This is a genomic window from Shewanella sp. UCD-KL21, assembly GCF_001957135.1.
GTDB lineage: Bacteria > Pseudomonadota > Gammaproteobacteria > Enterobacterales > Shewanellaceae > Shewanella.
Map to the genome: position 1 here is coordinate 182,909 of NZ_MPHK01000007.1, position 20,936 is coordinate 203,844.

Here is a 20,936-nt window from a genome sequence, read left to right on the forward strand (position 1 = left end):
GTGCTAAGCAGCTATTTCATGTCAGTGCTACTGCACAAAAAATAACGAGATAAATGATGACAACAGCCCCTCCTGCAGCAAGCAGCACTAGTCGATTTACTACCCTCTTTGCGAGCCTAGGGCCGGGGATTTTAATGGCTGCGGCGGCCATCGGCGCATCTCACTTAGTGGCGTCAACTCGTGCGGGCGCCGAGTTTGGTTGGCAATTAGCTTGGGTTGTGTTGGCAGTTAACTTGCTCAAATATCCTTTTTTTGCCGCAGGCGCTCGTTATACCGCCGCCACCAACGAAAGTTTACTTCATGGCTATTTAAAACAAGGCCGTGGCTACCTGCTGATGTTTACCAGTTTAAATACCATTGCCGCTATCGCCAGTACTGCCGGTGTGTGCATGTTAACCGCAGCAATGCTAACCCAGTTTGTGCCACTGCCCATTGATGTACTGGCTTTTTTGGTATTAGTCAGCTCGCTGGCATTATTGACCCTCGGTCATTATCAGTTACTCGATAAGTTCACTAAAGTCATCATGCTAGCCCTGACCTTAACCACGCTAATTGCTGTGACATTAGCTTTTAAACACTCTGCGGCAACAGTTGCAACTGTGACCAGTGAATCACCTTGGCAATGGGCTTATGTGGGTTTTTTAGTGGCAATGATGGGCTGGATGCCTGCGCCAATTGAAGTCAGTGCGTGGAATTCATTATGGTTAATCGAGAAGAAAAAAACACAAACCGTTACCAGTAAACAAGCCATTTTTGACTTTAACTTAGGCTTTATTGTCACCGCTATTTTAGCGATTGTGTTTCTTGCGCTAGGGGCGCTGGTCATGCATGGCAGTGGTGAGCAGTTTGCCAGCTCTGGGGCTAAATTTGCCAGCCAGCTAATCGATTTATACAGCGATGTTATGGGCCAAGAAAGTCGTTATCTGATTGCCCTTGTCGCTTTTTTATGTATTTTCAGTACCACAGTAACCGTGATTGATGGTTACAGTAGAACCTTAGATATTGGCTGGCAGCTTTTAACCCATAAACAAGACTGCTCGGCACGATTAACCCGAGTGATGTTGCTGGTTTCCGGCTTCGCAATGGCATTAATTTGGTTCTTTAAAGGCGCCCTATTACCACTGCTTGAGTTTGTTATGACCCTAGCGTTTATGACTACGGTTATTTTTGCTTGGCTTAATTATCGCTTGATGACCAGTGACTCCTTAGCCCCAAAGCACCGCTATGGAATAAAAATGAAGATTTTATCTTGGTTTGGCCTAGCCTATTTGCTTAGCTTTGCCGCAGTATTTATCTACTGGAAGTTATTCATGTCGTGATTTTTAACAGCTAATATAATCACTTAGAATAATAAGCTTTTAGGTTATTAGCCGATAGCTGACAATAGCCACTCGGGCAGAATATATTTATCAGTAGATAAACTGACCTAATCGCCCTCAGTCAGGTATAATCACGGTTCAAATTTGTTTTAGTTGTTGCTGTAAGCTGTTTTCTAATAGCCTAAGCGACCCTCTTACATAAGCATTTACTATACAGCGCAGCCGCGCCCAGAGACCTTTATGATTAACAATGACATCCTTCGCCGCCTTCGTTTTGTGTTTGATTACTCAAATGCCAAAATGACTAAAATCTTCGCTCAAGCAAATGTTGAAGTCAGCAATGACGAAATCATTAGCTTATTAAAGAAAGAAGAGGAAGAAGGTTATAAAGCTTGTAATGACAAATTAATGTGTCAGTTTTTAGATGGCTTTATCATCGAAAAACGTGGTTTACGTGAAGGTAGTGAAGTGCCTGCACCGCTTAAAGATCTAACCAACAACTTAATTTTCAAAAAATTACGTATCGCATTAGAACTTCGTGAAGATGACATTATTGAGCTGATTGGTTCTGCTGACTTGGCCATTGGTAAGTCTGAATTAGGCGCGTTATTCCGTAATCCTAGCCATAAAAACTACAAAACCTGTGGCGATCAGATTTTACGTAACTTCCTTAAAGGTTTATCACTTAAACATCGCGGAATGTAATATTTCCCTGAGCGTTTAAGCTTCCTTATTAATGCACAGCTCAGGCTGTGCATTTTTATGCCTGCTAGTAAGGTTTATCTGGCAACGCCAGCTCATCCCAATAAATAGCTTGCTTAAAATGCTCAGCTAAACGCTGATTAAGCTTATCAAAGTTTGAAATCGGCAATTCTTGACCGCTAATACAAGACCATACAAACCGATGACAGTTATTATTAAATAGCTCATAGTTTCGGTATTGAAATAAAGATTGCTGCGCCCTTGCTAGCGCCTCAGGAGCAACAAGGGGTTGATGAAGATGATTACAGGCTTGAAAAATCCGGCTGCCGCTGCGGCTTTTTAAAAAGCGCGCCGACGAAATAGGTCTCACGAGGCCGCTGCCATGTAACTCCACCAAACTATTATCCCCAAGCCACACACCTGTATGTTCGATAACCCCAAATACAAAGCAGCACACAATGGCACCAGGAGCGGGGCTGACCTTGACCTTATTATGATGCAATATACTAGGCTGTAATGGGCTGATATTGTTGTCATCAGGCACAGCTGGCGCACGGCCTAAATAGCGTTGTCTATGGAGCGATTGTCGCTTTTTATGCTCGTCAGCCACCAGCATTGCAGTGATTGCTGCGCTGCCTATCAAGATAAAAGGAACTGCCATAACACCTCAGTATGTAAAACACCCTAAAATCATCATGGCAGAACCGCGCTAAATTACGCCGCTAAAAATGTAACCAACTTTATCAAAATCACAGCTGATAGTGTGGATTATCTAAAACCTCGTAAACCCACCCACATGACTTTTAAGCCTTTACCATAAAGGCCAATAGCCAATGGCTAAAAAAACATCAACAAAAATCTGTGATTAGCCTCACTTAACAGACCACAAAAAAATCAAGATGTGATAACCTGCACCGATAACAAGATACGTCTACGATTAACAATAAAATTCTATTTATTAGATATAAATTAACTAACTGTAGATAAAAAATAACTGCATTACGTCACTGACAATAAGGTTTCCAATGGACGAGAATAAACGCCCTCTCTATCTTCCTTTCGCAGGTCCAGCGATTCTTGAATCTCCTATGCTCAATAAAGGCACTGCTTTTAGCGAAGAAGAACGCATTTACTTTAACCTTGAAGGGCTTATCCCTTGGGTGGTTGAAACTATCGATGAGCAAGCATCGCGCGCTTATGATCAATATAAAAACTTTACTAACGATCTCGATAAGCATATTTACCTGCGTAATATTCAAGATACCAACGAAACCCTTTTTTATCGTTTAGTACGTAATCACATCAGCGAAATGATGCCGATCATCTACACCCCAACGGTAGGCTTAGCTTGTGAGCGTTTTTCTAAAAACTATCGCCGTAATCGTGGTCTGTTTATCTCGTATTCCAATAAAGACCGTATTGATGACATCCTCAATAACTCGACCCGTCATAAAGTAAAAGTCATTGTGGTAACCGATGGCGAGCGCATTTTAGGCTTAGGCGATCAAGGTATTGGTGGCATGGGGATCCCCATTGGTAAATTATCTTTATATACCAGTTGTGGCGGGATCAGTCCGGCGTACTGCTTGGCGATCACCTTAGATGTTGGTACCGACAACCCTCATTTACTAGAAGACCCTATGTATATGGGCTGGCGTCACCAGCGTATTGGGGGTGAAGAATACGCTGAATTTGTCGAAGAATTTATGCAAGCGGTTAATCGCCGCTGGCCTGAAGCATTAATCCAGTTTGAAGATTTTGCGCAAAAAAATGCCATGCCATTACTTGAGCGCTATAAAGATAGATTCTGTACCTTTAATGATGATATTCAAGGTACTGCTGCAGTGACTGTGGGTTCATTACTGGCCGCTTCTAAAGCCGCCAATACGCAATTAAGTCAGCAACGAGTGGCCTTTTTAGGCGCTGGTAGTGCCGGCTGTGGTATTGCTGAAGCGATTGTGGCGCAAATGGTTGCTGAAGGTATTAGTGATGAGCAAGCCCGCTCACAAGTGTTTATGGTCGACCGCTGGGGACTGTTACTTGATAACATGCCAACCCTGTTAGGCTTCCAGCAAAAGCTGGCACAAAAAACCGCTAACATCGAAAGCTGGGACGGATTTAGCGATCACATTTCATTATTGAATGTGGTTAATAATGCCAAGCCAACTGTGCTTATTGGTGTATCTGGTGCGCCGGGCTTATTTACCGAAGAAATTATCAAAGCCATGCACAGCCATTGCAAGCGCCCGATTGTATTCCCGCTATCGAATCCAACTAGCCGCGTTGAAGTAACGCCTAAAGACGTGCTGCATTGGACTAATGGTCAAGCACTTGTGGCCACCGGCAGTCCATTCGAACCGGTAGTGATTGACGAGCAAACCTTTGAAATTGCTCAATGTAATAATAGCTTTATCTTCCCCGGGATTGGTTTAGGGGTCTTAGCCTGTGGCGCCACCCGCGTATCTGATGAAATGCTGATGGCATCAAGTCGTGCGCTGGCAGAGTGCTCGCCCCTTGGGCAAAATGGCACCGGCTCATTACTGCCTAGACTGGAAGACATTCAGCAAGTGAGCAAATATATTGCTTTTGCAGTGGCTAAAAAAGCAATCGAGCAAGAATTAGCCCTACCTTGCCCAGATGAATTACTGCAACAGCAAATTGAAAGTAATTTCTGGGAGCCTGAGTATCGCCGTTACAAACGCACCGCGTTCTAAGCGCAGCTGAAAAAAAAAGCAATGCCATGGCATTGCTTTTTTTATTAGTCATTAACCTGCTGCTACAGCGGGTTAATTTGCTATTAGCCTTTAATCATTAGCAAACTTGGCTAAAAAATCTAACGAAGGCGCAAAGAATGACGAGCCGGTTAATGCTTTGGTAAATTGCATCAAATGATCATGATTACCATGGCCGTCACCATGCACCATACTGCGAAGCATTTCTTCAAAGTTGGTCGGCGTGCGACAGGTTGAAATAAACATTAACCCCTGCTCTTTAAGCGACCCAAATGGCATGCTCTGACGCAATATCTCCATTGAGTTACCTTGGGCATCTTTTAAATTAACTCGCTTAATATGACTGGTTAGCGGCTTATCTTCAGAAGCGTATTCGATATCATCTTGCTTGGTACGGCCGATAATATCTTCTTGTTTTTTATTAGGTAAACGATTCCATTTACTTAAGTTATGGGCATATTTCTGCACATGAACATAACTGCCGCCTTTAAAGCTAATATCATCATCAGCCACTAAAGCCACTTGCTGACGATTACGCCCTTTCGGGTTTTCGGTGCCATCAACAAAACCAGTTAAGTCACGGCTATCCATAAAGCGGAAACCACGCTCTTCTTCAATCAGCTCAACTAAGCCTTCAAACATTTGGTTGATTTCATTGGCCACTAAATGAAGGATGTCATAACGATCGCAACGAATATGCACAAATAAATCATATTCAATGGCTGGCGCATCACGATTGCCTTCATGCATTGCAGGGAAAGGACGCAAATGCTTAGGACGTTGTTCACTATACAGTGCATCCCAATAGTTAGCGCCAATAGCGACAAAGCCATTAAAAGCACTATCTGCATATTGATCAGTGAGCTCATAGATATACTGAGCAACATTGGCTAAACAAGGGCGTAGTTGAGCTTCAACAGCGTCATTTGCATTAAACATCAAATAGACGCTATGCAAATTACCTTCGGCACAAACCCCTAACTGTTCGCGAGGCATATTCTGATTTTCCATGTTGGAATCAATCACCTTTATCAAATATAAGAGAGCATAATTGTAAGGTAATTGAGCAATTAATTCCTTGTGCTCAAGCTCAATTTTTTAACAACTTTGATACGCATCACTAAAAAATAACCAGTGAATGTGGCGAGATTGATAAATTGACTTTCAGACCTAAGGTCAGTTCAGTTAATTGGCTTCTAACTTCGAGCGTTTGTTGTCCTACCTTAACCCAATAATGACAAATTGTACCTAGAAAACGACGCTCAATAATTTCACCATGGCCTTGAGAAGCTGGTTGTAGATCAATCTGTTGCGGTCTAAGTAGCAACTGGCCTTGATAGTTAGCAGCTTGAGATAACTCTGAGGTACTTTCAATTAATCCCAGAATAGATGACACTTGCTGCTGATTTTTCACCATCACAGATAAATAATTACCCGCACCAAGAAAATCAGCAACATAAGGCTCTTTGGGGTGAGCATAGAGGGTTTCAGCTAAGCCGTGTTGTACAATGGCGCCATCTTTAAATAATGCCAACTTGTCAGCAAATACAAAGGCCTCATCTTTACTGTGGGTCACAAACACCGCACTGACATTACGCTGTTTTAATATTTGCCTGATCTCTAACATCATTTCATTTCGCACTTGGGCATCAATGTTAGAAAACGGCTCATCTAATAATAATAATTCAGGCTCATAGGCTAATGCGCGAGCAATGGATACCCGCTGCTGTTGCCCACCTGATAACTCATGGGGATAACGCGACTCTAGCCCTTCCAGCTTGACCAGTTGCAGCATTTCTTCAAGCCGCGCTTTACGTTGAGTGTTATCCAGCCCTTTTACCCCAAATAGCACATTGTCACTGACGGTTAAGTGAGGAAATAAAGCATAGTCTTGGAAAATCATCCCAATGCCGCGATGCTCGCTGGCAACAAAAGTGTTGTCACCACTTAAACACTCACCATTAATGGAAATACTGCCCTGACTGATGGCCTGTAACCCTGCAATTGCGCGCAATAAGGTGGTTTTACCGCAGCCACTTGGGCCAAGCAATGCAACAATTTCACCTTGCTCTAAAGTGAGATCAAGCCCCTTAAGGATCACCTGTCCTTGGTAGTCGCTTTTTACATTTTGAATGGTCAATGTGGACATATTAGCTCTCTTGCTCCAATGAACGGTTTAGATAAATCAATGGCACTAACCCAACTAACACAATCACGATAGCAGCCAAAGCGCCCTGTTCGAGTTGTTCATCGGAGACAAACTGGAATACATAAGTGGCGAGGTTTTCAAAACCAATGGGTCTTAACAATAGCGCAGCGGGTAGCTCTTTCATGCTTTCAATAAACACTAATAATGCCCCAGCAAAAATCCCTTTACGTAGCAGCGGTAAATGCACCCGCCACAATAGCTTAGTGGGCTTTTGCCCCATGGTGATACTGGCCATATCCAATGACGGTGAAATGCGTTTATAACTGTTTTCAATGCTGCCGATAGATATCGCTACAAAGCGAACACAAAAGGCAAAAATTAGCGCGATAACGCTACCGGTAAATAACAATCCAGGGCCGCGAGCACCAAAATAGTCGTAGACATCATTAATAGCAAAATCTAAATACGTTAATGGCACTAACACGCCAATGGCCATTACTGTGCCCGGGATGGCATAGCCAGTGCTACTTAATCGTGAAGGTAATACATCAGCCCGGCGAGGGCTTACGCGCCTTACAAACATCAATACTAATGCCAGTAGCACACATATAAAGCTCACCACTAAGGCAATATACAAACTGTTGAAACTGTATTGCCAAAACTGGCTGTTCCAGCTCTGGTCAAAATAATCGATGGCGTAGCCGCTTAATACCATAAAAGGTAATAAAAACGCGAGGCCAATCAGCAGGCTACAATAGCCAAAGGCGAGCCAAGCTTTAACACCTTTTAGCTGGTATCTGTCTGATTCAGTTAACCTAGACTGCTTTTGATATAATTCTTGTTTGCGTCTGGCGAATCGCTCAAAACCCACCATGGCAAAAATCACCAGCAGCATAATGGCGGATAATTTTGCCGCAGCCGATAAGCTGCCATAGCCCAGCCAAGTATCATAAACAGCGGTCGTTAAAGTCGGCACCGCAAAATAACTAACAGTAGCAAAATCGGCGGCGGTTTCCATGGCCACTAATGCCATACCCACTGCTAGCGCCGGCCTTGCCATTGGCAGCCCTAAACGCCAAAAGCTTTTCCACGGGCTACAGCCCATAATTCTTGAGGCATGCAACAGACTGGAAGATTGCTCCATAAATGCAGTTCTGGCCAATAAATAGATATAAGGAAATAACACCAATGACAGCATAATTGCTGCACCCGTTAAACTGCGAATATCAGGGAAATAGTAATCTTGCGGGGACGTCCAGCCAAAGACTTGCCTTAACAACTTTTGCACTGGGCCGGCGTAATCAAGCATGTCGGTATACACATACGCCACAATATAAGCAGGCATTGCCAATGGCAATAGCAGCGCCCATTGGAAGTATCGTCTGGCAGGGAAATGACAGCGGGCTACCAACCAAGCGGCTGGCACTGCAATCACTAAAGAACCGATACACACCTTTAGCATCAGCAACAGGCTGTTACTAATATAGGTCGGTAACACGGTTGCCATTAAGTGACTAAAAACAGCTTTGTCAGGGAGTGTAGCTTGTACTAAAAGTGCAAAAAGCGGCAAAATTAATATTACCGCAATTGCATAACCAGCGAACGACCAGCCTCTGGTTAAGCCTAAGATCATAAATACTTTCCAGTCTATGCCGCGTTATCGGTTAACGCGGCGAAATAAAGCATCCTTACAGATCAAATTTTACTTCATCAATTAGCTTCACTGCCGCTTGATGGTTTTCTGCTAGCTTAAAGATTGGAAGACTATCTGCATTGAAGTCCCCCCAAGAGGCTACCATGTCAGAAGGGGCAACATCGGCTTTTACCGGATATTCCATGTTGACTTCTGCGTAAAGACTTTGAGCTACATTAGATGACAAAAATTCCATCAATTTTATAGCATTATCTTTGTTTGGAGCAAACCTAGCTAGTGCCATACCAGAAACATTTATATGGGCACCGCGGTTATCTTGGTTAGGGAAGTTGATTTCAACAGATTCTGCCCAGCTTTTTTGCTTAGGGTCCTTAATCATCTTACCAAAGTAATAGCTGTTGCCTAAGGCGATATCACATAAACCTTCGTTTACCGCTTTAACTTGCGCGCGATCATTGCCTTGCGGTTTACGGGCTAAATTGGCTTTAACCCCTTCTAACCACGTTTTGGTTTCAGCTTCACCATGATGGGCAATCATTGAAGCAACCAGGGCTATGTTATAAGGGTGCTTGAAACTGCGAGTACAGATTTTGCCTTTATATTGCTCAGAGGCTAAATCTTCATAATTAATATCTAGCTTACCTAAACGGTCTTTTGAAGAATAAACATTACGTACGCGCATGGTTAATGCATACCAATCGTTACTCGGTGAGCGATATTGGGCTGGGATATTGTTGTGTAAAGTCTCGCTATTCACATCAACAACTAAGTTTTTATCAACGAGTTCCATTAAGCGAGAAAAGTCAGAGGTTAACACGAGATCAGCAGGAGATAAGCGCCCTTCACGAGCAATACGCTCAGCGATGCCATCTTTGGCAAAAACCACATTCACCTTAATGCCAGTATCTTCGGTAAATTGCGCTAAAATCGGCTCAACTAGAAAAGCTTGACGATAAGAGTAGATAGTAAGATCTTCAGCTGCAGTTGCTGAAATTGAACTTAGTGACGATACTGCTGCTAATCCTAACAATGCCAGACGCTTAAACGACTTCATTCCAAATATCTCCTTGAGGTTGCGTTACCTCTGTATTAACGCCATAACTGCCCATATAAGGACTGTTTTCATGATGCTAACAAGTAACTGCTTATGGAAATGATAACAATTATCAATTGCGATAAGGATAATAGATCACTATCTAAGGAGCAAGTATTGTTTAAGGATATAAGCTAACTAAGGTTAAAATATGTTTTTTTAATGTACTGGATTAGTTACAGCATCAGCGCTTTTCGCAGCAAGCGAATAAACAGTTTAGCCATTGATAATGCGCGTATTAGCAATGTTACTACCGAAATACTAGCCAGTTACAGCCCGCTAGTTACTGGCTAACTAAAGTCTATTTAACAGCTGGCTACCAATATTTTTCGACGGTAATTTGCCCAGGCGCTCGACGTAGATTTTTCACTAAGCCCTTTTCTGTTAGTACCGTTTGCGCATCAGAAATCATTCCTGGATTACCACAAATAAGCACTTGTGAGTTATCTTGCGACAAGGTAACGCCAGCCGCTTGTTCAATGAGACCGCTACTTAGCCCATCAGGAATACGACAGGATAAGCCGTCTTTATATTCTTCACGGGTGACCATAACTATCAGTACAAATTGCTCGGGATATTGTTGCTGCAGCGCTTGTAATTGGGGTAAATAAGCCAAGTCTGCAATCATCCGCACACCGTACACCAGCACCACTTTTTCAAACCGTTGCCACGGCTCAGCTGTTTCCATAATCGAAATAAACGGCCCCACGGCAGTGCCCGTTGCCAAAAACCATAGATCAGGGCCTTGAAGTGCCCCAGAGGGGATTTCATCTAAGGTCATAAAGCCTGATGCCTTGGTGGTTACTTCGATGTTATCGCCAATTTTAAGAGCCTGTAGATCTGGAGATAACTGACCATCTTCAACGGCGACTGCCAGCACTTCGACATAATCTTTACCCGGTGGGTTAACGATAGAGTAGGCTCTAGCAATGCGCTTATCGTCACGCATCTGACTCAGTTTAATAAACTGACCAGCAATAAATGGCTCAACATCAGCGCGAATACGCAGCGAAAACAACTTGTCATTCCAATCTATACGTTCAATTACAGTACCAGTTGTCCACATAGGGTAATTCCTTGAGTTTAGGTCAGTTATTTGTCTACTGGCAGGGTCTTTAAATAACATTTGACCAGACCTTACTGTATTAAACTATAGGTTTGATCAACGCCTTCGGCAATAGCTAGGTGAAACTGTTTTAATAGCAATCAAACTCTATCGCTTACTTATATTTAGCCAGAATAAGGTCAAAATTTTTGTCATAAATATCACCCATCAGCCATACTGAGGATAGTCATAAATCTGCATATCTGGTTAAAATAAATGCAGATAATCACAGGCTAGCGTCGAATTAGTATCAGACAGATCATTTTTAAGGAACAAAAATGCAGAAGAATTGGTTTATTTGGGGATTAGAAGTTTTTACGGGATTATTTATTGCGTTTATCGCACTGTTTTTTATCGCGATAATTTATATGTATCTCGCAGATAAATTACAAACCAAGCAAGCGATTAGGCATAACTATCCAGTGATTGGCAGATTTAGATACTTATTTGAAAAACAGGGTGAATTTTTCAGGCAGTATTTCTTTGCTCAAGATCGAGAAGAGTTGCCCTTTAATCGCGCCGAGCGCAGTTGGATTTATCGCGCCGCCAAAGGCATAAACCGCACCATTGCCTTTGGCTCAACCCAAAGCCACGATAAAACTGGCAACATTATGTTTTTAAATGCGGCCTTTCCTAAATACGATTCTGATAAACATAATGACGCTGTCATCACCATTGGGACAAACTGCACTTATCCATATGCGACAACCAAAGTGTGTCATATATCTGCGATGAGTTTTGGTGCGCTCTCGCGCCCAGCGATTACTGCGCTATCCCATGGGGCGGCCCAAGCCGGTTGCTGGTTAAATACTGGCGAAGGTGGATTAAGTGAACATCACCTTAAAGGTAACTGTGACTTAGTATTTCAAATTGGTACCGCCAAATATGGTGTGCGTAATGAGCAAGGGCAATTAGATGATCAAAAGCTTGCCGAAATCGCTGCCCATGATCAGGTAAAAATGTTTGAGATTAAATTAAGCCAAGGTGCAAAACCCGGTAAAGGCGGCATTCTTCCTGGCGTTAAAGTCACCAGCGAGATCGCCGCTATTAGGGGCATTCCTGTAGGGGAAGACTCCATAAGCCCCAATGGCCATGCTGAATTTAATCAGGTCGGCGATATTGTGGATATGGTCGCCCATATTCGTAATGTCACCGGTAAGCCCACAGGCATTAAAGCCGTCGTTGGAGACGAGCAATGGCTCATCGATTTATGTGACGAAATACTGCTACGAGGCATTGAACATGCGCCGGATTTTTTTACCTTAGATAGCTCAGAAGGCGGGACTGGCGCTGCGCCACAGGCGTTAATGGATCATGTGGGTTTACCGCTTAAAGAAAGCCTGCCAATTTTAGTTAACCTGTTAAAGCAAAAAGGCCTTCAACAACGCATAAAAATTATTGCTAGCGGAAAAATGGTGCTGCCCTCGCAAGTCGCATGGGCACTAGCAACAGGGGCAGACTTTATTGCCTCAGCGAGAGGTAATATGTTTGCTTTAGGCTGCATTCAAGCATTGCAATGCAATAAAGACACCTGCCCGACGGGCATCACTACCCATAACAAAAAATTACAGCAAGGCTTAGATCCGCGCAATAAGTCGGCAAGAGTGGCAAGCTACAATCGCTCACTGCATTATGATTTAAAGGTTATTGCTCATTCTTGTGGAGTGAGTGAGCCAAGACAATTAACCCGCCACCATGCCAGGATAGTTACAGAAAGTGGCGTATCTATCTCATTAGATAAGTTTTATCGGCAATACTGATTTTGACGCACATGTTTCGTAGCACTTATACCATTAGCCGCATTATCGCTATTAGACTTATCGCTAATTAATTAGCCACATCTAATTTTGAACTATGCTGCATTTAGGTGTAAAATCGTGACCTAGAGCAAGCTTTTATCAAAAGGGTTTACATTTGAAAGTATCACATTCATTAATGACGCCAATGATGTCTGCCAAGACAATATCATTAACCTGTAATAACTGCGAAAGGATGTCGGAAATTGAAGGTGAGAAAATCTGTTTTAACCAAGGCGAAATCAGTCGATTAACCTTTGATACTAGCGCAGAGTCTATCATTAAAATGGTTTGTAATAGTTGGTCTAAAAACGCTTAGTCAGACGCTAATACATTGCACTGTAAAAGTCTTGGCTATAACTGTGGTGAGCGCTAAAAGCATTCCTTTAAAACGGCAAATCTATTACCAAAGGCCAATAACAGATTATAGATAGCAGAAAAAAGCAATTAGATTGCTTTTTTCAGGGAAGGAAACTTGTGGCAATTTAAGCTTGATGGCTATTTAGCTACTAGATCCAGCAACTAAGCATGGCTAGTCGGTGATTTAAATAAAAATATCTTCGGCGCTATCATCGGCTTTTAGTAAACTATCTTCACTGTTATTGTCATTGATTTTAGCCAAGGTTAAACCGCGAGTGGTAACAATCAATCCTGCACACAACTCATCATAAACAGTTTGTAGTTCATCTTGATTCATTTCTCGATTTTCAAGCGTTGCCATAATTGCAAACCAATCAGTAGTCACTTTATGTTGTGTACCTTCTAAGGCTGCTATTAAAGAAATGTTTTGCACCAACGACCTCCATACCTAGATTTAATTACCCACTAACTTCCTACTTACCTAAACGATCTCAATCCTTTCAAGGCAATTATTACTAATTATACACAAAAACGCCCCTATCAAAGAGATAAAACTGCTACCAGCCACTTATCAGAGGGTGAGCGCCTGCTCATTTTGAATTTTCCATAGTTTGGCATAGACCCCATTTAGCGCTAACAAGGTGTTATGGGTTCCTTGTTCAGCCACCATTCCATCTTTGAGTACCACAATTTTATCCGCATCAATAATGGTGGATAATCGATGTGCCACCACCAAACTCGTATGACCTTTAGCAGCATCTTTTAACGCCGTTAATATTGCTTGCTCTGATTTACTGTCCAAAGATGATGTCGCTTCATCAAAGACCAGTATCGGCGCCGCTTTTAATATTGCTCTGGCAATTGAAACGCGCTGCTTTTCTCCACCAGACAGTTTAAGACCACGCTCGCCGACTTTAGTATCCCAGCGCTGTGGTAATGACTCAATAAACTCAGTTAAATTCGCCAGCGCTACCGCACTTTTAACTTCAGCTTCAGTGGCATCAGGGCGACCATATTGGATATTTTGAAAAATGGTGTCGTTAAACAGCACAGTATCTTGAGGCACAATTGCAATAGATTGCCGCAGCGCTTGTTGCGAGAGGCCTCTAACATCAGTGCCATCAATACTAATAGCGCCTGAGTTTACATCATAAAAGCGAAACAACAGTTTTATTAAAGTGGATTTTCCGGCGCCACTTTCACCTACCACCGCGACCTTTTGTCCCGCTGGTACAGTAAAGCTCACCCCTTTAAGAATGGGCCTTTGATCGTAATTAAAGTTCACCTCATTAAATGACAGCGCGCCAATCGTTGGCGAGATATCTGTGGCATTCGCTTTATCATTAATGCTTGGCACTTTATCCAATAAATCAAACATCCGCTCAATATTAGCCAGTGCCCCGCGTATTTCACGATACACAAAACCCAAGAAATTTAACGGAATAAACAGCTGCATCATAAAAGCATTAATTAATACAAAGTCACCTAAGCTCATATTACCTGTGGTAACTTCTGAAGCGGCTAGCCACATCATCGCCGTCATCGCCACCGCGATGATTAGCGCTTGGCCGGCATTTAAAGCAAATAATGATAGGCGGTTTTTACGTTTTGCGATTTCCCACTGCTCGAGTGCGGAATCATAGCGATTTGACTCATATTGCTCATTATTAAAATATTTAACCGTTTCATAATTTAATAAGCTGTCGATGGCGCGAGTATTCGATAAAGAGTCAGCCCTTGCAGCATCCCTAACATAGCCAGTGCGCCACTCTGTGGCCACGATTGAATAACCAATATAAGCAACTACGGCAACCAAGGTAATAAGCGCAAAGCCAACACCGTAGTTATAGAGAAAAATGCCAACCACTAAAGCAATTTCTAGTAATGTCGGCACAATATTGAACACCATAAAGCGCATCAGAAAACTCACGCCACTGGTGCCGCGCTCGATATCCCTTGATAATCCGCCGGTTCGTCTGTCTAAATGAAAATCAAGATCCAGGCGGTGCAAATGCTCAAATACGCTTAAGCCTAACCGGCGAATGGCTCTTTCGGTCACCCGACCAAACAAGGTGTCACGAATTTCGCCAATGACGACATTTAAAAAGCGCACCCCGCCATAGGCAAGTACTAATGCAATAGGCACAGCAACAATAGCGGCTGTGCGTTGGCCATCTAAACTGTCGACTAAGTCTTTTAAAATAAATGGCAAACCAACACTAGCAAGTTTGGCAATGACCAAACACAACATCGCCAAAAAGATGCGACCTTTAAACTCAAATAAATAAGGCAGTAATAAGCCAACGACTTTCCAATTAAGCTTACCTACCGGTCCATCAAAATACGCCGACGGTCTCATTTATTACCACCAATTATAAAATTTAAAGATGCTTGTTTCACAAATAAAGCTAACTTTTGCTACCACAATAAGTTAACACTTAACCAAAAATGTAGTGCGAGTTAATTTAACTAAGGCAGAAAACGGCTTTAGGCTAACAAAATTTAATCATTATAGCGTTTTACATCGACACTAGTAGCACTTAAGGCTGACAAAACTTGCCGATTGCTAGTATCAAAGGTTATTTTTTAGCAAAAAAACACAAAAAAATGCAAAATCAGCTTGGTTTACAGTTCTGCAACGAAAAAGAATTTGCTACTCTTTACTCGGTACTTGTTGGCGATTTCCATTAATCATTCACCTTTATTCCCAGTTCAAAGGAAGCAATATGTTAGACGCAGCAAAAACGCAGGCTCCACCAATGCAATTAATTCAAACTTGGGTGTGGATGATGATTGAGTCTGGTAACCCTGAGCTTCAGGATAAGGGAAGAAATAATCTTATTTCTGCTTTTGGTAGCCTTGCAAAAGCCAATGAATATTTAGCTAATAGCAATAATTAAGGCGCCTAATAGCGCCTTAATTATATGTAACAAGCAGTACTGTTAGCCGCGGCGATTTAATACGCTTTGATTTAACGTGGCTAATAGCTTTTCAGTATCACTCCAGCCAATACATGCATCAGTTATGCTTTGGCCGTAACACAGCTCCTTGCCGACCACGAGATCTTGGCGGCCTTCTTCAAGGTTGCTTTCAACCATCACCCCAAAGATATTGTGATTGCCTTGGCTAATTTGCCCAGCAACATCTTCAGCCACTAGCATCTGTTTATTAAAGTCTTTACTGCTGTTAGCGTGGCTAAAATCAATCATAATGTTAGCAGGTAATTTGGCATTCTCTAATTGGGTTTCAATAGCGCTAACATGAGGTTGGCTATAATTAGGCTCTTTACCGCCGCGCAGAATAATATGGCAGTCTGGATTACCTTTAGTCGATACAATAGCTGAGTGACCAAACTTTGTAACCGACAAAAAGTGGTGCGGAGCACTTGCTGCGCCAATGGCATCAATCGCCACTTTAATGGTGCCATCAGTACCATTTTTAAAGCCTACCGGACTCGATAAACCTGAAGCAAGCTCACGGTGCACTTGTGACTCTGTAGTACGGGCACCGATGGCTCCCCAACACATCATATCTGCCACATATTGCGGCGTGATCATATCAAGAAACTCACCCGCGGCTGGGATGCCAGATTCATTCAAATCGACCAGTAATTTACGCGCTGTGCGCAGGCCGTCATTAAGCTTAAAGCTATTGTCCATGTAAGGGTCGTTAATCAAGCCTTTCCAGCCCACGGTCGTGCGAGGTTTCTCAAAATACACTCGCATCACAATTTCTAGTTGATCTTTAAATTGCTCACGTAGGGCAATTAAACGCTTGCCGTAGTCTAACGCGGCAACGGGATCGTGGATCGAGCATGGACCGATAACAACCAATAAACGGTCATCTTGTTTATTTAAAATTCGGTGAATACTGTCTCGAGCATTAAACACTGTTGCTGATGCCGCTTCTGACGCCGGAAATCGCTCTAAAATAGCGATAGGAGGCAATAGTTCTTTTATCTTATCAATTCTAACGTCATCATTTTTGTAATACATAGTTTATACAACTCCAGCAAACAGTTATTTATGCCAACTTTAAACGTTGAGCAGTAAAGCATTACGGACAGCTTTATATTTCAAACACTAGCATACAATAAAACATCCAATCTACGGTTTTATCAAATTATTCAATTTAAATTACTGTTATTAAATAGCTTTCATATTCAAAATAAAAAATATCTAATAAATTCATTAATTTCTAAGATTATCTTCAATTGCATTCGTTTTAATCTTGGGTCTGTTCGTTTGATTATTGCGATAATATACCAAGCAATAAAAAGCCACTTGCAGCTAACACGCTGTAAGTGGCTAAAGTAACTTGGGCTTATAATATTAATGGCGCATCATAGCTTGCAACTTGCCTTTGTAACGATCTTGATTGGTTTCATCATGGCTAAGATCTAGCGCCTTTTTCATGGTTTTCTTGGCTCGTCTTTGATCGCCTGTGGCCCAGTAGGCACGGGACAAACCAAAATAAAACTCATGGCGGTAATCCGCCCGTTCAACCGCACGTTTGTACCACACTAAAGCTTCTTGATATTGCTTTTCAAAATACGCCTCTTGGGCCATATCAAAGTAATAGAACGGGTTATTAATACGGGCTAATTCAAGAATTTTATGAACCTGTTTCCACTCTTCAAGTCGATCTTGCTCACCTAATATTAATGCAAGATTAAACAGGGTAGTGATATTTTTAGGCTCTAAATGAAGCACATAGCGATAGGCTTTTTCTGCCGGCTCATCTAATCCTTTATGACGATAAATCACCGCCAGAGTGTTAATACTGTTGACGTAATACGGGTCTAATTCAATGGCCCGTTTTACCAATGCATAGGCTAAGTCGTAGTCACCGCGCACTAATGCTTCTGCTGCAACATTATTAAAGTACATTCCCGATAAGGTTTGTTTATTAATTTGCTTAACACGGTATGAGCGTATTGAGCGCTCAGGTAAAAAGTCCACTAATATGTCCGAACCGCGAAGGCTAATACTATTGGGAGCGTCACGGTGCAGTAGTTTCATATTTACGTGACCATTTACGAGGTAAAAACCTCCCCTTCTATCCCATATGGGTTCTACATCAATCTCTTGAAACTTTACAGGTACATCAAGTACCTGTGCGATAGCCGTTGTCAGTACCACTAGCGACATGCAGTTACCTGCCCGCTCAAGGGCTGTCACACTGGCCATTCGGGTATAATGATCTCGATACTCAAAGCCCCCCTCTTGGGCATTGATGTATTCAGCAAGCCAAAGGTTCACCGGTATTTTAAGGCCGTTAACGCCACCTGAGCGAGCAAAATCACGCTGTATTTCCGTAACTATCTCATCAGGTAAATTGTAAATCTCTGCTGTAGCAGGAATATCGACCTCATTAAAATAGCTATCGTTAAATAAGCCACTGACATTAACCTTGGCTTTATTGATACTCGGCGCGCTTGAGCAGCCTGAAATAAAAATCAATATTAGTAAATAAAAACAGAGATTAAGGCGTAAAAAACCAAAAGATTGAATTATTAATGAATTTTTCGAAGAAACGTCATCATGATGCAACATAATTCTACCCCACATAAAAGCCTATCATTAAGCATAGAAGTTAGTGGCAGAATTGCGATTTTGAAAAAGTTACAAAAGATGAATGCAAAAAGCTTAAGCCAGTGGCGAATATTTGAATTTCATTATTGCTTGGCAACTGGCGGGTCAATTTGAATAAACACCTCTTGATTTTGATAGCTGTATGGTCGGTAGGAATTACCGGCGCAATTAAAATAACGGTATGGCGCAGCGAATAGCAAACAGCCATTCGGCAGAGCTTGTAAAATATTAATTTGCTGCTGCATTTTGAGCATTTGCTGCCATTGATGGTCCTGCTGGACTTGATCTCGTATTGCAAAAGCGTCAAATGGTTCAGATGTCTTTCTCACAACCACTTTTCCTGCAGTGGCGAAAAAGCTGATACTGATAAGTAAAGCAATCATCAATACTTGAAAGCAGTTAACCATGTTAAACCTCATTACAATTATTCACTTGTCACACTTGTTCGCTTTTTAAAAGTAACAAAAAAGCAGAACCCTAAGGTTCTGCTTTTAGTTTTAACATGCTCAGTGTTTAAAGCAATCTATTATCCAGCTGATTTGATTGATACAAACTCTGGGTAAGCATCAACACCACAGTCAGATGCATCCATACCGTTGTACTCTTCTTCTTCAGTAACACGGATACCCACTGTCGCTTTAAGGATAAACCATACTACGAATGAAGCTGAGAATACCCAAGCAAAGATAACTGCTGCGCCATATAACTGAGCACCAAAGTTTGCATCAGCATTTGATAATGGTACTAGCATAAGACCTAAGAAACCGGCAACACCATGTACTGAGATAGCACCTACTGGATCATCAATTTTAATGCGGTCAAAGGCAACAATTGAGAAGATAACCACACCACCAGCGACGATACCAATGACACCTGACATTAATAGTGAAGGTGATAATGGGTCTGCTGTAATAGCCACTAAGCCCGCTAATGCACCATTTAAAATCATGGTTAAGTCAGCTTTACCCCAGACAATTTTACAAACTAATAATGCTGAAACTGCACCGAAAGCGGCTGCTGAGTTAGTGTTTACAAAAATCTTAGCCACTGCTGAAGCATTTTCAGCGTCTGAGACTAATAATTGTGAACCACCGTTAAAGCCAAACCAACCCATCCATAAGATAAACATACCTAATGTCGCCATTGGCAAGTTAGAACCTGGGATAGGATGAACTTCACCATTTGCACCATACTTACCTTTACGAGCACCCAGTAATAGTACTCCTGAGATAGCGGCTGCAGCACCGGCCATATGTACAATACCACTACCAGCGAAGTCAACGAAACCAGCAGCAGAAAGGAAGCCGCCGCCCCAAGTCCAGTAACCTTCAATTGGGTAGATAACTGCGGTTAATACCACTGCAAAGATTAAGAAAGACCAAAGCTTCATTCGCTCTGCAACAGCACCTGACACAATTGACATTGCCGTTGCAACAAACACAACTTGGAAGAAGAAGTCAGACTCAAGCGCATGATCTGCATCAGCGGCTTGTGAGCCAATTAATGAACCAAATGATGGTAACCAGCCACCTTCAGTGTTATCGACATACATGATGTTGTAACCCACTAACAGGAACATCACACAGGCGATTGAATATAAACATACATTTTTAGTTAAAATTTCTGTGGTATTTTTTGAGCGAACTAAGCCCGCCTCAAGCATTGCAAAACCTGCTGCCATCCACATGACAAACGCACCTGATATTAGAAAGTAAAACGTATCTAATGCGAAACGTAATTCAGTGACTGTTGTGCCTAACGTTGCTAACTCTTCCATTACATTCCCCTTATAGTGCTTCGTTATCTAGCTCACCCGTACGGATACGGATAGCTTGCTCAAGATCAGTAACAAAGATTTTGCCATCGCCAATCTTGCCGGTATGAGCCGCTGTCGTAATGGCTTCAATTAACATATCTAAGTTTTCTGCTTTAGTAGCAATTTCCAACTTCACTTTAGGAAGAAAGTCGACTTGGTATTCTGCGCCACGATATAGCTCAGTGTGACCTTTTTGACGACCGAAACCTTTTACTTCGGTAACAGTCATTCCTTCAATGCCCATGCTTGCAATAGCTTCACGGACATCATCCAATTTAAATGGCTTGATGATAGCGCTGACGAGTTTCATCTCGACCTCCAAAAGTGTGATTGTTATAAAATTGTTTACAAATACAATTCAATCATCAGGCCAACCACGTAAGGTGTTGATAGTAAAGATATTTTAAAATATAAGTTAAATAAAAAAGTCTTTTTATGCACCAATAAGGTGCAGCTTTAGTTTAGCGCGCACAACATTAGAGCGAAGCGTTTATAACTATTTAAATACTTGATAATTAGAATTACGCAGTTAAAAAAGTGTCAAAGCGAACCAAAAAAAGCTGCGCGAAAGGGGGATGTTACTGATAGAAAAATAAACATATTAAGAAAGCATAAA

19 protein-coding genes are annotated in these 20,936 nt (G+C 42.1%); 6 read left to right on the forward strand and 13 right to left on the reverse strand.

Going from position 1 to position 20,936, the window contains the following annotated elements:
- Nucleotides 1-56: 56 nt before the first annotated feature.
- The gene (locus BM739_RS08730) at nucleotides 57-1,319 is read left to right on the forward strand and encodes an NRAMP family divalent metal transporter (RefSeq protein WP_076539693.1); all 1,263 of its coding nucleotides are present in this window, start codon (nucleotides 57-59) and stop codon (nucleotides 1,317-1,319) included.
- A 240-nt stretch (nucleotides 1,320-1,559) separates the two neighbouring features.
- Entirely contained in the window at nucleotides 1,560-2,024 is a 465-nt protein-coding gene (locus tag BM739_RS08735) for a DUF1456 family protein (protein WP_076539695.1), read from the forward strand.
- 64 nt (nucleotides 2,025-2,088) lie between these two features.
- Here the strand turns inward: BM739_RS08735 and BM739_RS08740 are convergent, their stop codons facing one another.
- Nucleotides 2,089-2,682, reverse strand: a complete 594-nt coding sequence (locus BM739_RS08740; RefSeq protein WP_076539697.1) for a hypothetical protein — start codon at nucleotides 2,680-2,682, stop codon at nucleotides 2,089-2,091.
- 364 nt (nucleotides 2,683-3,046) lie between these two features.
- Here BM739_RS08740 and BM739_RS08745 point away from each other — a divergent pair, with 364 nt between their 5' ends.
- Nucleotides 3,047-4,735, forward strand: coding sequence for an NAD-dependent malic enzyme (locus BM739_RS08745; protein WP_076539699.1), 1,689 nt, complete (start codon nucleotides 3,047-3,049; stop codon nucleotides 4,733-4,735).
- Between the two features lie 90 nt (nucleotides 4,736-4,825).
- On the opposite strand, the gene BM739_RS08750 is transcribed toward BM739_RS08745, so the two are convergent.
- The 5 genes from BM739_RS08750 to BM739_RS08770 all read right to left on the reverse strand — a co-directional run bounded on the left by BM739_RS08750 (nucleotide 4,826) and on the right by BM739_RS08770 (nucleotide 10,715).
- Nucleotides 4,826-5,764, reverse strand: coding sequence for a Dyp-type peroxidase (locus tag BM739_RS08750; protein WP_076539700.1), 939 nt, complete (start codon nucleotides 5,762-5,764; stop codon nucleotides 4,826-4,828).
- Nucleotides 5,765-5,873: 109 nt separating this feature from the next.
- Entirely contained in the window at nucleotides 5,874-6,902 is a 1,029-nt protein-coding gene (locus BM739_RS08755) for an ABC transporter ATP-binding protein (RefSeq protein WP_076539702.1), read from the reverse strand.
- A gap of 1 nt (nucleotide 6,903) precedes the next feature.
- Nucleotides 6,904-8,535 (reverse strand): iron ABC transporter permease, encoded by a 1,632-nt coding sequence (locus BM739_RS08760; RefSeq protein ID WP_076539704.1) that lies wholly within the window; start codon nucleotides 8,533-8,535, stop codon nucleotides 6,904-6,906.
- A 55-nt stretch (nucleotides 8,536-8,590) separates the two neighbouring features.
- Nucleotides 8,591-9,610: an extracellular solute-binding protein gene (locus BM739_RS08765; RefSeq protein ID WP_076539706.1), complete on the reverse strand. Its 1,020-nt coding sequence runs from the start codon at nucleotides 9,608-9,610 to the stop codon at nucleotides 8,591-8,593.
- 355 nt (nucleotides 9,611-9,965) lie between these two features.
- Nucleotides 9,966-10,715, reverse strand: coding sequence for a ferredoxin--NADP reductase (locus BM739_RS08770; protein ID WP_076539708.1), 750 nt, complete (start codon nucleotides 10,713-10,715; stop codon nucleotides 9,966-9,968).
- A gap of 317 nt (nucleotides 10,716-11,032) precedes the next feature.
- Here BM739_RS08770 and BM739_RS08775 point away from each other — a divergent pair, with 317 nt between their 5' ends.
- Entirely contained in the window at nucleotides 11,033-12,514 is a 1,482-nt protein-coding gene (locus BM739_RS08775) for an FMN-binding glutamate synthase family protein (RefSeq protein ID WP_076539710.1), read from the forward strand.
- Nucleotides 12,515-12,668: 154 nt separating this feature from the next.
- Nucleotides 12,669-12,869 carry a hypothetical protein gene (locus tag BM739_RS08780; protein WP_254843513.1) on the forward strand — a complete coding sequence of 67 codons (201 nt, stop codon included), beginning with the start codon at nucleotides 12,669-12,671 and terminating at the stop codon, nucleotides 12,867-12,869.
- A gap of 225 nt (nucleotides 12,870-13,094) precedes the next feature.
- Here BM739_RS08780 and BM739_RS08785 read toward each other — a convergent pair whose 3' ends face one another.
- A complete protein-coding gene (locus BM739_RS08785; protein WP_076539712.1) occupies nucleotides 13,095-13,343 on the reverse strand; it encodes a hypothetical protein in 249 nt (82 codons plus the stop codon).
- 138 nt (nucleotides 13,344-13,481) lie between these two features.
- Nucleotides 13,482-15,269 (reverse strand): ABC transporter ATP-binding protein/permease, encoded by a 1,788-nt coding sequence (locus tag BM739_RS08790; RefSeq protein WP_076539714.1) that lies wholly within the window; start codon nucleotides 15,267-15,269, stop codon nucleotides 13,482-13,484.
- Between the two features lie 367 nt (nucleotides 15,270-15,636).
- Here BM739_RS08790 and BM739_RS20105 point away from each other — a divergent pair, with 367 nt between their 5' ends.
- Nucleotides 15,637-15,810: a hypothetical protein gene (locus BM739_RS20105; RefSeq protein WP_102438537.1), complete on the forward strand. Its 174-nt coding sequence runs from the start codon at nucleotides 15,637-15,639 to the stop codon at nucleotides 15,808-15,810.
- Nucleotides 15,811-15,852: 42 nt separating this feature from the next.
- On the opposite strand, the gene aroG is transcribed toward BM739_RS20105, so the two are convergent.
- The 5 genes from aroG to BM739_RS08815 form a co-directional block, all read right to left on the reverse strand.
- Nucleotides 15,853-16,905 carry a 3-deoxy-7-phosphoheptulonate synthase AroG gene (gene aroG, locus BM739_RS08795; protein ID WP_076539715.1) on the reverse strand — a complete coding sequence of 351 codons (1,053 nt, stop codon included), beginning with the start codon at nucleotides 16,903-16,905 and terminating at the stop codon, nucleotides 15,853-15,855.
- Nucleotides 16,906-17,241: 336 nt separating this feature from the next.
- Nucleotides 17,242-18,480: a lipopolysaccharide assembly protein LapB gene (locus tag BM739_RS08800; protein WP_254843514.1), complete on the reverse strand. Its 1,239-nt coding sequence runs from the start codon at nucleotides 18,478-18,480 to the stop codon at nucleotides 17,242-17,244.
- Nucleotides 18,481-18,587: 107 nt separating this feature from the next.
- The gene (locus BM739_RS08805; protein WP_254843515.1) at nucleotides 18,588-18,911 is read right to left on the reverse strand and encodes a hypothetical protein; all 324 of its coding nucleotides are present in this window, start codon (nucleotides 18,909-18,911) and stop codon (nucleotides 18,588-18,590) included.
- A gap of 119 nt (nucleotides 18,912-19,030) precedes the next feature.
- Nucleotides 19,031-20,281: an ammonium transporter gene (locus BM739_RS08810; protein WP_076539718.1), complete on the reverse strand. Its 1,251-nt coding sequence runs from the start codon at nucleotides 20,279-20,281 to the stop codon at nucleotides 19,031-19,033.
- 10 nt (nucleotides 20,282-20,291) lie between these two features.
- A complete protein-coding gene (locus tag BM739_RS08815; protein ID WP_076539720.1) occupies nucleotides 20,292-20,630 on the reverse strand; it encodes a P-II family nitrogen regulator in 339 nt (112 codons plus the stop codon).
- Between the last annotated feature and the right edge of the window lie 306 nt (nucleotides 20,631-20,936).